The sequence below is a fragment of the Streptomyces polyasparticus genome (genome assembly GCF_014493765.1).
Taxonomy (GTDB): Bacteria; Actinomycetota; Actinomycetes; order Streptomycetales; family Streptomycetaceae; genus Streptomyces; species Streptomyces polyasparticus.
This window is the reverse complement of the sequence record NZ_JACTVJ010000022.1, coordinates 1-12,130: the sequence shown is the minus strand read 5'-3', so window position 1 is coordinate 12,130 and position 12,130 is coordinate 1. Positions and strand designations below refer to the sequence as shown.

The 12,130-nt window shown below is 71.6% G+C and carries 15 protein-coding genes; 5 read left to right on the top strand and 10 right to left on the bottom strand.

Annotated features, from left to right (window positions below):
- Positions 1-63: 63 nt before the first annotated feature.
- Entirely contained in the window at positions 64-927 is an 864-nt protein-coding gene (locus H9Y04_RS35705) for a Sco1979 family transcriptional regulator (protein WP_187818337.1), read from the bottom strand.
- A 275-nt stretch (positions 928-1,202) separates the two neighbouring features.
- On the opposite strand from H9Y04_RS35705, the gene H9Y04_RS35700 reads away from it, so the two are divergent.
- Entirely contained in the window at positions 1,203-1,694 is a 492-nt protein-coding gene (locus H9Y04_RS35700) for an ATP-binding protein (RefSeq protein WP_187818336.1), read from the top strand.
- A 71-nt stretch (positions 1,695-1,765) separates the two neighbouring features.
- On the opposite strand, the gene H9Y04_RS35695 is transcribed toward H9Y04_RS35700, so the two are convergent.
- The 7 genes from H9Y04_RS35695 to H9Y04_RS47085 form a co-directional block, all read right to left on the bottom strand.
- Positions 1,766-1,987 carry a DUF397 domain-containing protein gene (locus H9Y04_RS35695; protein WP_214661971.1) on the bottom strand — a complete coding sequence of 74 codons (222 nt, stop codon included), beginning with the start codon at positions 1,985-1,987 and terminating at the stop codon, positions 1,766-1,768.
- Between the two features lie 161 nt (positions 1,988-2,148).
- Positions 2,149-2,646, bottom strand: a complete 498-nt coding sequence (locus tag H9Y04_RS35690; RefSeq protein WP_187818415.1) for an SRPBCC family protein — start codon at positions 2,644-2,646, stop codon at positions 2,149-2,151.
- Positions 2,647-2,655: 9 nt separating this feature from the next.
- Entirely contained in the window at positions 2,656-3,021 is a 366-nt protein-coding gene (locus tag H9Y04_RS35685; RefSeq protein ID WP_187818334.1) for an ArsR/SmtB family transcription factor, read from the bottom strand.
- A 16-nt stretch (positions 3,022-3,037) separates the two neighbouring features.
- Entirely contained in the window at positions 3,038-3,430 is a 393-nt protein-coding gene (locus H9Y04_RS35680; RefSeq protein ID WP_187818333.1) for a VOC family protein, read from the bottom strand.
- Positions 3,431-3,501: 71 nt separating this feature from the next.
- Entirely contained in the window at positions 3,502-5,754 is a 2,253-nt protein-coding gene (locus tag H9Y04_RS35675) for an FUSC family protein (RefSeq protein ID WP_187818332.1), read from the bottom strand.
- A 117-nt stretch (positions 5,755-5,871) separates the two neighbouring features.
- Positions 5,872-7,062 carry a DUF2786 domain-containing protein gene (locus tag H9Y04_RS35670; protein ID WP_187818331.1) on the bottom strand — a complete coding sequence of 397 codons (1,191 nt, stop codon included), beginning with the start codon at positions 7,060-7,062 and terminating at the stop codon, positions 5,872-5,874.
- Complete coding sequence (locus tag H9Y04_RS47085) at positions 7,059-7,574, bottom strand: winged helix-turn-helix transcriptional regulator (RefSeq protein WP_187818330.1); 516 nt, start codon at positions 7,572-7,574, stop codon at positions 7,059-7,061. Before H9Y04_RS47085 ends, H9Y04_RS35670 begins: the two co-directional genes overlap by 4 nt.
- A 47-nt stretch (positions 7,575-7,621) precedes the next feature.
- On the opposite strand from H9Y04_RS47085, the gene H9Y04_RS35660 reads away from it, so the two are divergent.
- Positions 7,622-8,446: an NAD(P)H-binding protein gene (locus H9Y04_RS35660; protein ID WP_187818329.1), complete on the top strand. Its 825-nt coding sequence runs from the start codon at positions 7,622-7,624 to the stop codon at positions 8,444-8,446.
- Positions 8,447-8,557: 111 nt separating this feature from the next.
- Here H9Y04_RS35660 and H9Y04_RS35655 read toward each other — a convergent pair whose 3' ends face one another.
- Entirely contained in the window at positions 8,558-9,397 is an 840-nt protein-coding gene (locus tag H9Y04_RS35655) for a nitrilase-related carbon-nitrogen hydrolase (protein ID WP_187818328.1), read from the bottom strand.
- A gap of 79 nt (positions 9,398-9,476) precedes the next feature.
- Positions 9,477-9,737, bottom strand: coding sequence for a GntR family transcriptional regulator (locus H9Y04_RS35650; protein ID WP_308801552.1), 261 nt, complete (start codon positions 9,735-9,737; stop codon positions 9,477-9,479).
- Positions 9,738-9,906: 169 nt separating this feature from the next.
- Here H9Y04_RS35650 and H9Y04_RS35645 point away from each other — a divergent pair, with 169 nt between their 5' ends.
- From H9Y04_RS35645 to H9Y04_RS35635, 3 genes are read left to right on the top strand one after another with little or no spacing between them, the layout of a single operon-like run.
- A complete protein-coding gene (locus H9Y04_RS35645) occupies positions 9,907-10,185 on the top strand; it encodes a hypothetical protein (protein ID WP_187818327.1) in 279 nt (92 codons plus the stop codon).
- A complete protein-coding gene (locus H9Y04_RS35640; RefSeq protein WP_187818326.1) occupies positions 10,182-10,388 on the top strand; it encodes a hypothetical protein in 207 nt (68 codons plus the stop codon). Before H9Y04_RS35645 ends, H9Y04_RS35640 begins: the two co-directional genes overlap by 4 nt.
- Positions 10,385-12,076 carry a bifunctional 3'-5' exonuclease/DNA polymerase gene (locus H9Y04_RS35635; protein ID WP_187818325.1) on the top strand — a complete coding sequence of 564 codons (1,692 nt, stop codon included), beginning with the start codon at positions 10,385-10,387 and terminating at the stop codon, positions 12,074-12,076. Before H9Y04_RS35640 ends, H9Y04_RS35635 begins: the two co-directional genes overlap by 4 nt.
- The last annotated feature ends 54 nt before the right edge of the window (positions 12,077-12,130 follow it).

Sequence of the window (12,130 nt, the reverse complement as noted above, 5' to 3'; positions counted from 1 at the left end):
CCGGGCGCGTGTGAGCAGTCAACTGATCCTGATAGTCCGGCAGTTGTTCATCGTACTTGTGTTTCAGGACAGCTGGAGCAGACCACGGAGCAGATCACGAGTCTGGTCCGGATTCGGACTGTCGTTCTGCAGCCGCTCCATGACCTTCTCGTACTGCGCGACCTCTTCGCGCTTGTCGAGGTACAGGGCACTGGTCAGCTGTTCGAGGTAGACGACGTCGGAAAGGTCCGATTCGGGGAAGCGCAGCAGAGCGAAGGCGCCCGACTCCCCCGCGTGGCCGCCGAAGCTGAACGGCATCACCTGAAGGGTGACATTCGGCCGCTCGGACACCTCGATCAAATGCTCCAACTGCCCGCGCATGACCGATCGGTCCCCATACGGGCGGCGCAGCGCGGCCTCGTCGAGCACGCAGTGCAGCTGCGGTCCACGCTCGTCGACGAGCAGCTTCTGGCGCTCCAGGCGCAGCGCGACCCGGCGGTCGACCTCCGCACGGCCCAGGCCCTCCGCATTGCGCGTGACGACCGCGTGGGCGTACGCCTCGGTCTGCAACAGGCCGTTCACGAACTGCACTTCGTACAGCCGGATCAGGGAGGCGGCGCCTTCGAGACCCACGTAGGTCTGGAACCAGCCGGGGAGCACGTCCGAGTAACTGTGCCACCAGCCCGCCAAGTTGGCCTCGCGGGCGAGATCGAGCAAGGGCCCGCGTTCGCCCTCGGCCGTGACGCCGTACAGCGTCAACAGGTCCTCCACGTCCCTCGCCTTGAAGCTCACCCGTCCCAACTCCATGCGGCTGATCTTCGATTCGGAGGCACGGATCGAGTAGCCGGCCTGCTCGCGCGTGATCCCGCGCGATTCCCTCAGGCGCCGCAGCTGCGATCCCAGAAGGATGCGCCGCACCACTGAGCCGCTCGACTCCCCAGCCGTCACTGAACTTCAACCCTCCCCAGCCCACTCGGGCCCCTACAGGAGCCGAAGTCTGCCATTAAACGCTCCTGCGCGTACTCATTCGGTTACAGAAACAACTCCCTCACAGAACGACTACGAAAGAATACGCAGGAAGAAATAAGCAAGAACCGGTACTTGAAGGTCCAACTCCGGCACGTGCACGTGCATCTGCCCTTGCATCCGCCGTACGCATTCGGAACGATGGGCCCGCGCACCACCGCAACATCGCTACGGCCGCGGAACCGGGAGTGCCTCGCATGGGGACGAATGGATCGACCATGCTCGAGCCGTTACGGCAGGGGCTTCCCCCCATCGACCCCTCAGCGGTGTCGAATGCGGCCTCGGTCGCACTGCCCGCCCGCTATGAAGCGGTGCGCGGAGCACGCCAGTTCACCCGCTCCACCCTCACCGAGTGGCAGCTCGACGACCGTTTCGACGACGTCGCCCTGGTGGTCTCCGAACTCGTCACCAACGCGCTGCGCCACGCCCTGCCCGCGGACACCGTGCGCGACGACGCGGCTCCCGTGCGACTGCATCTGATGCGCTGGAGCTCGCGGCTCGTGTGCGCGGTGCGCGACCCCAGCCAGGAGAGCCCGGTCTCGCGCGAGGAGGAGGCGTACGAGGACTTCTCGGCCGAATGCGGCCGCGGTCTGTTCCTCGTGGAGTCCTTCGCCGACAGCTGGGGCTGGCACCCGCTGGCCGGGACGCTGGGCGGCAAGGTCGTGTGGGCGCTGTTCCGGCTGGCGTAGCAGCGGTTCTCCCGCGGGCGCAGCAGCTGTTTCCGGTCGGCCTCGTGCCGGCCGGAACACTTTCCGGCGCGTCAGGCCCCGGCTATCAGGTGGTCGAACTCGCCGTCCTTCACGCCGAGGAGCATCGCCTCTATCTCCGCGCGCGTGTAGACGAGGGCCGGCCCGTCGGGAAAGTTCGAGTTGCGCACCGCCACTCGACCTTCCGTCAGCCTGGCGAACTCCACGCAGGCACCTTGGGAGTTGCTGTGCCTGCTCTTCTGCCAGACGACCCCGTCGAGCTCTGTGGCCGCCATACCGTTGTACGCGTGGTCCACAAGTCGCTCCCGTTGGCACTGTGACTGATGATGCGGTGCGGTCAACTGCCCCGGATCATAGCTGTGTTCACCTGCAGATGCATGGGCAGATGCACGTGCACGCGGGGTGCGCGGCTGGTTACAGCCCCGGGAGCGCTCCGTCAGAGCGCGTCGAGAACCGCCCTGAGCGCGGTGATCACGGACGAGCGCCAGCCGCCGCCCATGATCTTGCGGGCCATGAGCTGCGTGGGATCGTCCGGATCGAAACCCTCGTGCACAAGGAAGAGACGCGTCCCGCGCCCTTCCGGCTCCAGGGTCCAGGTGATCGTCCAGTCCGCGGCATCCGGACGCTGCGCGTCCTGCCACCGGACGGCGAGCATCCGCTCCGTCTCGTATGCGAGCACCTCGGCGGCGACGGTCCCGGAGAACTCGGTGTTGGGCCGCGGCAGCGCGGTCATCGTGTAGCGGTGGCCGACCTCCAGGCGGAAGCATCCGTCAGCCGCTCCGCGGCGGGCACCGGGCATCATCCACTGCGCGATCAGCTCGGGCTCGGTGAGCGCGCGCCAGACCTTGGCGGGCGGGTGCGGCAGGAACTGGGCGACGCGGATGGTCGTGAGATCGCCGTCGTCGCCGTCGGTTTCGTGCTCGTACACGGGCATGATCACGCTTCATCTCGTACGGGGAGCAGGGTCCGCCTCATCGTCGGGCAGCCGGTCGAGCAGAGCACCCAGCTCCTTGAACCTGTCGCGCCAGAACCGCTCGTACGGATGGAGCCAGTCCTGCACCTCGGCGAGCGGCAGGGCCTCCAGGCGGTAGATCCGCTGCCGGCCCTGGCGCTCCTCCGAGACGAGACCGGCCTCCCGGAGCACCTTGAGGTGTTCCGAGAGGCTCGGACGTGCCATGTCGAAGTGGTCGGCGAGCGCCTGCACGGGCTGCGGGCCGTCCTCGCGCAGCAGCCTCAGCACCTCGCGGCGGGTGCTGTTGGCGAGGGCGGCGAAGACCCGGTCCTCGGGTGCGGCGCTCGTGGTGGCCACGGGGGTCCTTCCGGTCTCAGGCGGTGCCGTACGCGTTCTCCTGCGGCTGCTCCGTGAGCAGCATGAAGCCGTTGCCGTCGGGGTCCGTGAAGCCCGCCATGCGGCCCCACGGCATCGGGTCGGGCCCGCTGACCTCGACCCCGGCGGCCCTGAGCCGCTCGGCGTCCGCGTCGACATCGGTCGTGAGGAACATGATCCCCTGCGCCTGGCCGGGCGTGAAGCCGCCCATGCCGGGGCCGGAGAGCGTGAGCACGGTCTGGGCGCCTTCGGGCGCGACCTGCAGCCAGCGGCCGGGCGGCATCTGGCGGTCGCCGACGACCTTGAAGCCGAGGGTCTCGGTGTAGAAGCGCAGGGCCGCGTCCTGGTCGGAGACGGGGACGGTGAGGAAGGAAGCGTGGGTGATGTTCATGCGCTCCACAATATGTAGGGAATTTCCTACCTGTCAAACGTAGGAGATTTCCTACGGATAGATCTCGGGCGTCACCTCGGCGGCGCTGGCTCCAGTGCGTCCGACAGCTCGTCCAGGGCGTCGAGCAGCAGCCGCGCACCGCGCAGCACCACCCGGTCGGGGACGCCCTCGCCGTCCCAGTTCTCCAGGCACTCGCGTACGGGCCTCCAGTCCGGCACCCTGCGCTCGCGCACCGCCTTCGCGCCCTGGTCCGCCGACTCCCGCAGCGCGTCCGCGAGTTGGGCCGCGGCCGGCACCGGAGTCGTGCCGCGCTCGGGCACATGGGCCTCCATGAGCATGCCGATCCGGGCGATCTGCGCGAGCGCCTCGCCCGCCCCGTCCGCCGCCGCGTGGGACAGGCCCCGGTGGCGCACGGGTTCGATGGCGGCCCGCTGCAGCGCCTCCCGCCAGGCGATCCGGGCCGCCCGCGAGTCGAGCAGCGCCTGGCGGACCTCGCCCTGGCCGGACGGTGCGGCGTACTGCTCGATGACCGCCGCGGCGTACCGGCCGTCCGCGACCAGCCAGTCGGCCAGCTTCGTGCGCAGCCGCGGGGTCTCCCAGGCCGGGTACACCGCGTACGAGATCATCGCGAGCAGCCCGCCGAGCAGGGTGAGCAGCACGCGTTCGTAGACGGTCTGGCCGACGTCCGCGCCGATCGCGCCGAGCAGGAAGACGATGTACGCGGCGATCAGGACCTGGACGACCACATAGCCGGTGCGCAGCAGCAGATACATCAGGCCCGCGCAGACGATCGCCAGGGCGAGCGACAGCCGCTGCCCCGGCTCGGCGGCGAACACGACGACCGAGGCGAGCGAGACGCCGACGAGGGTGCCGCCGAAACGGGCGACCGCGCGGCCGTACGTCTGCGAGAAGTCCGGGCGCATCACCATCACGGAGGCGAGCGGGGCCCAATAGCCGTGCCCGAAGGGCAGGTTGTGGCCCGTCACGTAGCCGATGACGACCACGGCGGTCACGCGGATCGCATGCCGCAGATACGGCGATCCGCTCACCTTGAGCTCGTCGCGCAGGGTGCGGGCGGCGCGCGGGCCGAGGGCGGGGACGCTGGGGCGGAGCAGGGGGATGGGGCGGGTGTCGGACAGGACGGCGGCGGGCGGCTGGGCCGCGGCGGGAGCATGGGCTGCGGCGCGGGCTCCGGCAGGGGCTCCGCCGACGGTGCCTTCGGGGGCTTGGGCTTCTGCGGCCTGCTTCAAGTGCCGTGACGCGGCTCGGCCTTCGGGCGATCTGCGGCGCACCACCAGTGCCAGCCGGGCCAGGACCGTCTTGGGTACGGCCGCCGCCGTGTCCGGGGTGGCCGTCTCCACCACGTCGTCGAGCAGGGCCGCGAGCCGGCGCGACGCCCGGTAGGCCGGGCCGGTGAGGATCGCGCCGGTGTCCGGGGTGCGCAGCGCGGCGACCGCGCCGGGCGGGAGCGCGACGGGTTCGCCGTGGCGGATCGCGCGGGCCGCGGCGTCGAGGATCGCGCCCGCCGCGGCGAGCAGTTCGCGCACCCGGTCGCGCTCCGGGCCCTCGTCCGCGGCGCCGACGGCCGGGTCGGCGAGGGAGGCGAGCACGGGCCGGATGCGTTCGGCGAGGCCGCGTGCGCCGTGCAGTTCGGAGGGGCGCGTACGGGCCTGGCGCGCGGTGACCACCGCCGCCTCGCGTGCCGCCATCAGGGGCGCCGGATCGAAGGCCGCGGTCGGATCGTGGCGCAACCGGCGCGCGTAGTCCGCCTCGGCGGCGAGCGCGTCCGCGAGCGCGTCGCGCTGAGCGCCCCAGCGGCGGATGGGGAAGAGGACGATCAGGGCCGCCTGGACGAGCCCGCCGAGGAAGATCACGGCGGCGTGCCCCGCCGCTTCGGCGACGGTGGTGGGCAGGGTGACGGTGACGAGCACCATGGCCACGTTCGACGAGGCGATCACACCGACGGTCGGACCGAGTGCCCAGGTCAGGCCCGCCAGGAAGGTCCACAGCGCGAGCAGGGCGATGAACAGGACCAGATGGGCGCCCGCGAGATAGCCGAGGAAGGTGGTGATCGCGAGCGTCGTGCCCGAGGCGAGCGCGAGCACCGGGCGCGGGCGCCAGCTGCGCTGGAAGGTGGCGATCGCGGCCTGCAGCGCGCCGAACGCCGAGCTGACGGCGGCCTCCGGGCCCATCAGGGCGAAGCTGCTGCAGACGACGAGGGCGAGGCCGGCGGTGGCGCGCAGCGCGAAGAGGGGTTCGAGCCGGCTGCGCTCGACCTTCAGGCCGGAGCGCGTGGTCTCCTTCAGCGCCTTGAGCCAGCTCACCCGGTAAGGATACGTCCCGTATTGGGGGATTTGCGGCGGTTGCGGCGGGTGCTCGGGTGCGGGTGGGGCGCCTGCGGCGGGCTTTCCTCCCCGCCCCGCCCCTTCCCGAAACCGGGGCTACGCCCCGGACCCCGCATCCGACCTCCGGTCGGATCTGCTCAAGCTCCCCCACTGCCTTAAGGGCGTGGGAGGTACCCCCGGCAGGGGCTGAGTCGCCTCGTCCGCCGCTGCCCGCCCGTGCTCCCAGCCCGCCGCGTCGTCCACTCCCCGGACCCGCGTCCGCTGCGTCGACGGGAACATCTCGTCCACCGCGCCCGTCACCGCGACCTCGCGGGCCGCGAGGACCGGAAGGAGCGAGTAGTCCTCGGCCGCCACGTGGTCCGAGGCCGCGGCGAGGCGTTCGCCCACCCGATGCGCGTACGCCATCAGGAAGGACTGGCGGAAGGTCTTCGTGCGGCGGCGGCCGCCCGAGCGCTGGGCCGCCTCCGCGCGGGTCATCGCCGCCGTGCCCTGCACGAGGAGCGAGGTGTACAGGACCTCCGCCATCTCCAGGTCGGGCGCGAAGCCGACCACGGTGGAGAAGCCGAAGGACTCGTTCCACACCGCGCGGCAGCGGTTCGCCGTGGCCACCGCGTCGAGCAGGATCGCCTTCGCGGTCTCGTACGGGGCGTCCACGCCGATCCGGCAGGCGCGCGGCGCCTCGGCCGAGTGCTCGCGGTGGGCGAGCAGCGCCTCGTCGATGCTGTGGCGGGCCATCAGCTCCTGGGCCTTGGCCGTCAGCGCCTCCGCCTCGTCGGGGAAGTCGGTCGCCTCGGCCTTCGCGAGCAGGGCGCGGATACGGGTCAGCATGCGCGGTTCATGGCCGCCGCTCACGGGCGCGGTGTGCGCGGGAGTGCCCGGCGCCGGGCCCACCGGTTCGATGGCCGGCAGCCGCAGCAGGAGCCGGTAGAGCTCCAGCAGAGCGGTGGCGTGCAGGAACCGGTCCGCCGGTTCGCCTCGCGCGGGCAGCGCGGCAAGCTGGTCGTCCCAGCGGGCCGGGAGACCCCCGGTGTAGCGGCCGGTCTCGTCGAGGATCAGGCCGGCCGCCAACTGCGCGTGCTCCTCGGTCAGTTCGCGGCGCACCATCCGTACGACATCGGCGGGCTGCCATCCGCGCTGCCACGCCCGCGTGACGAACTCCGTGCCGCGCCGGCCTGCTTCCCCTACGGAGGCGAGATCGGCCGCGAGGAGTGCGGCGCCCGTGTCGAGGGCCGCGTCGTCGTCCGTGTAGAGCGCGGCCTCGAAGGCCCGCGTGACCGCATCGCTCACGGGTGGCTCTCGTCGTACACGCGGCGGGCCTCGTCGATGGCGGGGCGGTGCGCGATCGACCAGTCGGAGAGGGACTTCAGGAGGTGGCTCATGCTGCGGCCCATCGGCGTCAGCTCGTACTCGACCTGCGGCGGGACCGTCGGGTACACGGTCCGCCTGACGAGTCCGTCGCGCTCCAGGCGGCGCAGCGTGAGGGTCAGCATGCGCTGCGAGACGTCGCCGTGGATGCGGCGCTGGAGCTCCTTGAAGCGCAGGGTGCCTGCGGTCAGCTCGACCATGACGTACATCGACCACTTGTCGCCGAGGCGGTCGAGGACATCGCGTACGCCGCACTCGTCCTGCGGGGTCTCGCAGACGATCACCGGGTCCTGGGGAGCGGCGGGGGCGGTGGTGTCCGCGGGGGCGGGCACGGCGGTGGCATCCGCGGGGGCGGTTACATCGGTGGCATCCGCGGACGCGGTTACAGCGGCGGCATCCGCGGGGGCGGTTACATCGGTGTGCCCTGGTGACATGAAAGTGCCTCCTTACGCGGACGGCCGGACCTCGCAACGATAAGCGCATGCTCCTGATCACCGGCGCCGCGGGCGCTCTCGGCCGTCTTGTCACCTCCTCGCCGCTGCTCGCGGACCGTTCCGATGTCGTCGTCGGTACGCGCAGTCCCGCGCCCGGGCAGCGGCGAGTGGACTTCGACGATCCGCAGTCGCTGGACTTCTCCGGTGTCCACACCCTGTTGATGATCTCCGCGGGCGCCGCCGAGGACGATGTGGTGACGGCCCGGCACGAGGCGGTGATATCCGCCGCCGAGAAGGCAGGCGTACGGCACCTCGTCTACACCAGCCTCAGCGGCGACGGCGACCACCTCACGTACGCACTGGCCCACCGCTGGACCGAGCGCCGGCTGCGCGCCTCGTCCCTGGAGTGGACGGTGCTCAGGAACGGTCTGTACGCCGAGTTCCTGGCCGCCGTCGCCGCACCGGGACCGGACGGCACGATCGCCGCACCGCTCGGCGAGGGCCGGCTCGCGGCGGTGGCGCGGGCGGACCTCGCGGAGGCGGCGGTGCGGGTGGCCCTCGAACCGGCCGCGCACGCCGGGCGCACGTACGAGCTGGTGGGTGAAGTGGCGCTCGGGGGCGCCGAGTTGGCGGCGGCGGTCGGCGGCACCTACGAACCCGGGACCCTGGAGGCGACGCGCGCGGCGATCGCCGGCGCCGGGCAGGCCCTGCCGTTCCAGGTGCCGATGCTGCTCAGCACGTACTCGGCGATCCAGGGCGGCTTCCTGGACGGGAGCGGGGTGGCGGACACGTCCCGCGGGGATCTGCGGCGGCTGCTCGGGCGGGAGCCGCGGGCGGCGATCGAGGTGTACGCGGAGGTGGTGCGGGGGTAGCCGGACGAGGCTGGGGGCGTTGTCAGTGGGCGCCGATAGCCTTGGAAGGGCTCGGCCCCCGGGAGGGAGGGGTCCGTCCAGTCCCTAGGGCCTGATCCACAAGAACAGGCCCTAGCTGTCGCCGCCCTCGTCGATCAGGCGGCGCACCTCGCGGCCGACCATCCCGAGTCGCGCCTCCGCGACCAGCGGCACGGCGCGGCGCTGGCGGCGCGCCTCGTGCACGTCGATGTCGACCGTGACCAGGCCCGGCTCCCACTTCGGGGCCTGCGCGACGACGGTGCCGCGCGGGTCGACGACCCGGGATCCGCCCCAGAAGGTGGCGCCGTTCTCGTTGCCCACGCGGTTCACGAAGACCACCCAGCACTGCAGCATGCGGGCCGTGTACGAGAGCAGGGTGTCCCAGTACAGGCCGGTGTCCATGGCCTCGGGGTCGAGGCTCGCGGCGCTGTTGGTCGGCACGATGATGACCTCGGCGCCGTCCTGCACGGCGAGCCACGGGAGCACCGGCTGCCAGGCGTCGTTGCAGACCAGGGTGGCGGCGCGGCCGACGCCGCGGGGCAGGTCGTAGGCGCGCATGTTCTGGCCGGGGCTGACGTGCTTGCGCTCCTCCCAGGCCAGGTAGTTCGGCAGGTAGAGCTTGCGGTGCGCGTGCACCAGGGCGCCCTCGCTGTAGTAGGCCGAGGTGTTGTACGCGCGCAGGCTGGTGTGCTCGTGCAGACCCACCATGACGTCGGCGCCGAGCGTGCTCAGTTCGAGGACCCGCGGGTCCTGCGCCGCGATCGACTCGTCCCGCTTGAGCCCGCCCAGGTGGTAGCCGTGCAGACTGAGCTCGGGGAAGACCACGAGATTCGCGCCCTGGGCCACGGCCTGCTCGATCTGCTCCCGCGCGATGGCCAGGTTCTTGTCGACATCGCCGAGCTCGCAGTCGGTCTGGGCGAGGGCCACGCGCATGTGGGGGCTCCTTGAGGTTCGTTCCGGCGTACGGGACAAATCCTCGCAGAGGCGATGAAGCGGCGCGCTTCCGGCAGGTTCAGTCGCCCGCGGCGTCCGGGAGCTCGCGGACGACGAAGGTGCCGCGGGCGTGCACCGTGACCACGAGCCCCTTCTCGCGAAGGATCGCGAGGGCGCGCCGGACGGTGACGGGGCCGACCCCGAAGTCGGCTGCCGTCACCAGCTCCCCGGGAAGGCGCTGGCCCGGGGCGAGTTCGCCCCGACGGATGCGCCCTTCAAGGATGTTGGCGAGCTGAACGTAGTGGTAGTCGATGCCCTGCGGGTCGATCTCCTCAGTCACGAGAGCGACCGTAACTGGTCGACAGTGGGCGTGCATCATCAGTACTGATCGATAACGATCGACCACTATCGGTCGGTATCGATAACTACTAATGTCGACCACGAAGAGACCCCCGCGACGCGGCGAACGTCCGGGGGCACGGCCAACGCTCATCGCAAGGAGCGCCGACATGACCGAGCTTATCCGCCGCGCAGCGGCCTGGATGCTGCTTCTCATCCTCCCCGGTACGGGACGCCACCGGACGGGCGACCGCATCAAGAACCGGCCCGCACAGGCCAGTTGGCCCCGGCCCATCTCCCAATATGTCGCCGACGCACACACACCGCTCGACGGTGCGGCCAGCGCGCTCGTCCGGCCGTACACCGTGCGCCGCAGGCAACTCGCCCTCGTCCTGGCCGCCGACTACGGGATCGATCTCGACCAGCACGTACGAGGAGCAGCGGCATGACACAGCCACCGCCGAAGACCCCGCCGCGCCGCCCGGTCCGTATGTGCGTGGAGTGCGGTGTGCTCACCGACGACCCGGTCCTGGTGGCCGAGGTGCACCAGGGGACGGGGCCTGGTTTCAACGTCTACGCCTGCCGTGGCTGCGCCCCGAGCACGCGGCCGCACGCCGATTGTCAGTGCCCGCTGCCACCATCGGAGGCATGACGCGATGGGCGCTCGAAGCGACGGACGACGGGGGCGCCCGGCTCGTCGGCCTGTCCGCGGACGGGCGGCCCGAGGGTCCCGTGCTGCGCGAGCCCGATCTCGCCGCGGCCGTCCGGAGCCGTCCCGAGGTCACGCGCTGGGTGTGGCGCTCGACCTTCGGGATCTATCCGCGGCTGCTCGCGGCGGGTGTCCGCGTCGAGCGCTGCTATGACATCGAGGACGCCGAGTCCCTGCTCCTCGCCCACGAGGGCCGCCTCGGCGAACCCCGCTCGGCCGCCGCGGCCCTGGCCCGCCTGCGCCACGCCCCCGTGCCGCCGGACCCGCCGCAGCGAGCGGCCGAGCCCGGATCGCAGTCCTCGCTCTTCGAGCCCGGCCCCGTACCCGTATCGCTCGAAGATCTTCTTCAGGTGTACGGGGAGCAGCTGAAGCGGCACGAGGCGGCCGCGCATCCCGGGCGGATGCGCCTGCTCACCGCGGCCGAGTCGGCGGGCATGCTGATCGCCTGCGAGATGAACCGCTCGGGCCTGCCCTGGAGCGCCGACGTCCACCGCGAGGTCCTGACCGAGCTGCTCGGCGAGCGCTATGCGGGCGGCGGCGAGCCGCGGCGGCTCGCGGAGCTCGCGGACGAGGTCTCGGCCGCCTTCGGCCGGCGCGTACGGCCGGATCTGCCCGCGGACGTGGTGAAGGCCTTCGCGCAGGCCGGGATCAGGGTGAAGTCGACGCGGCGCTGGGAGATCGAGTCGATCGACCATCCGGCCGTGAAGCCGCTGATCGAGTACAAGAAGCTGTACCGGATCTGGGTCGCGCACGGCTGGTCCTGGCTGCAGGACTGGGTGCGCGAGGGCCGGTTCCGTCCCGAGTACCTGCCGGGCGGCACGGTGACGGGGCGCTGGGTGACCAACGGCGGCGGCGCGCTGCAGATCCCCAAGGTCATCCGGCGCGCGGTCGTCGCCGACCCCGGCTGGAAGCTGGTGGTCGCGGACGCCGACCAGATGGAGCCGCGGGTGCTCGCCGCGATCTCCCGCGATCCGGGTCTGATGGAGGTGGCGGGGCGGCCGGGTGATCTCTATCAGGCCGTGTCGGACAAGGCGTTCTCCGGTGACCGCGAGATGGCGAAGCTCGCGGTGCTCGGCGCGGTGTACGGGCAGACCTCGGGCGACGGCCTGAAGAACCTGGCGCTCCTTCGGCGGCGCTTCCCGCGCGCGGTCGCGTATGTGGACGACGCCGCCCGCGCGGGAGAGGAAGGCCGCCTCGTACGGACCTGGCTGGGCCGGACCTGCCCGCCGGCGGCCGGCTCCGGGGAGGCCGAGGAGGCGGGCATTCCGCAGGACGCGCCCGAGCCGGCCGCCGAGGGCGAGGAGGGCTGGGTGCCGGGGTATGCCTCGACCAATACCCGTGCGCGCGGCCGCTTCACGCGCAATTTCGTGGTGCAGGGCAGCGCGGCCGACTGGACGCTCCTGGTGATGGCGGCCCTGCGCCGCTCGATGTCCACGGCCGGTCTCGCCGCCGAGCTGGTCTTCTTCCAGCACGACGAGGTCATCGTGCACTGCCCGGAAGCGGAGGCACCGACGGTCGTCGAGGCGATCCGGTCGGCCGCGCAGGAGGCCAACCGGATCGCGTTCGGCGAGACGCCGGTGCGGTTTCCGTTCAGTACGGCGGTGGTGTCGTGTTACGCGGACGCGAAGTGAGCCGCCGGAGAAGGGAGTTCACGTGAGCCGCCGGAGAAGGGAGTTCACGTGAGC

Excerpts from the sequence above, each read along its gene's own strand:
- H9Y04_RS35695 (WP_214661971.1), bottom strand. The coding sequence starts at position 1,987 with ATGGCGGCCACAGAGCTCGACGGGGTCGTCTGGCAGAAGAGCAGGCAC.
- H9Y04_RS35680 (WP_187818333.1), bottom strand. The coding sequence starts at position 3,430 with ATGAACATCACCCACGCTTCCTTCCTCACCGTCCCCGTCTCCGACCAG.
- H9Y04_RS35645 (WP_187818327.1), top strand. The coding sequence starts at position 9,907 with ATGACCGAGCTTATCCGCCGCGCAGCGGCCTGGATGCTGCTTCTCATC.
- H9Y04_RS35640 (WP_187818326.1), top strand. The coding sequence starts at position 10,182 with ATGACACAGCCACCGCCGAAGACCCCGCCGCGCCGCCCGGTCCGTATG.
- H9Y04_RS35655 (WP_187818328.1), bottom strand. The coding sequence starts at position 9,397 with ATGCGCGTGGCCCTCGCCCAGACCGACTGCGAGCTCGGCGATGTCGAC.
- H9Y04_RS47085 (WP_187818330.1), bottom strand. The coding sequence starts at position 7,574 with ATGTCACCAGGGCACACCGATGTAACCGCCCCCGCGGATGCCGCCGCT.
- H9Y04_RS35700 (WP_187818336.1), top strand. The coding sequence starts at position 1,203 with ATGGGGACGAATGGATCGACCATGCTCGAGCCGTTACGGCAGGGGCTT.
- H9Y04_RS35690 (WP_187818415.1), bottom strand. The coding sequence starts at position 2,646 with ATGCCCGTGTACGAGCACGAAACCGACGGCGACGACGGCGATCTCACG.
- H9Y04_RS35635 (WP_187818325.1), top strand. The coding sequence starts at position 10,385 with ATGACGCGATGGGCGCTCGAAGCGACGGACGACGGGGGCGCCCGGCTC.
- H9Y04_RS35660 (WP_187818329.1), top strand. The coding sequence starts at position 7,622 with ATGCTCCTGATCACCGGCGCCGCGGGCGCTCTCGGCCGTCTTGTCACC.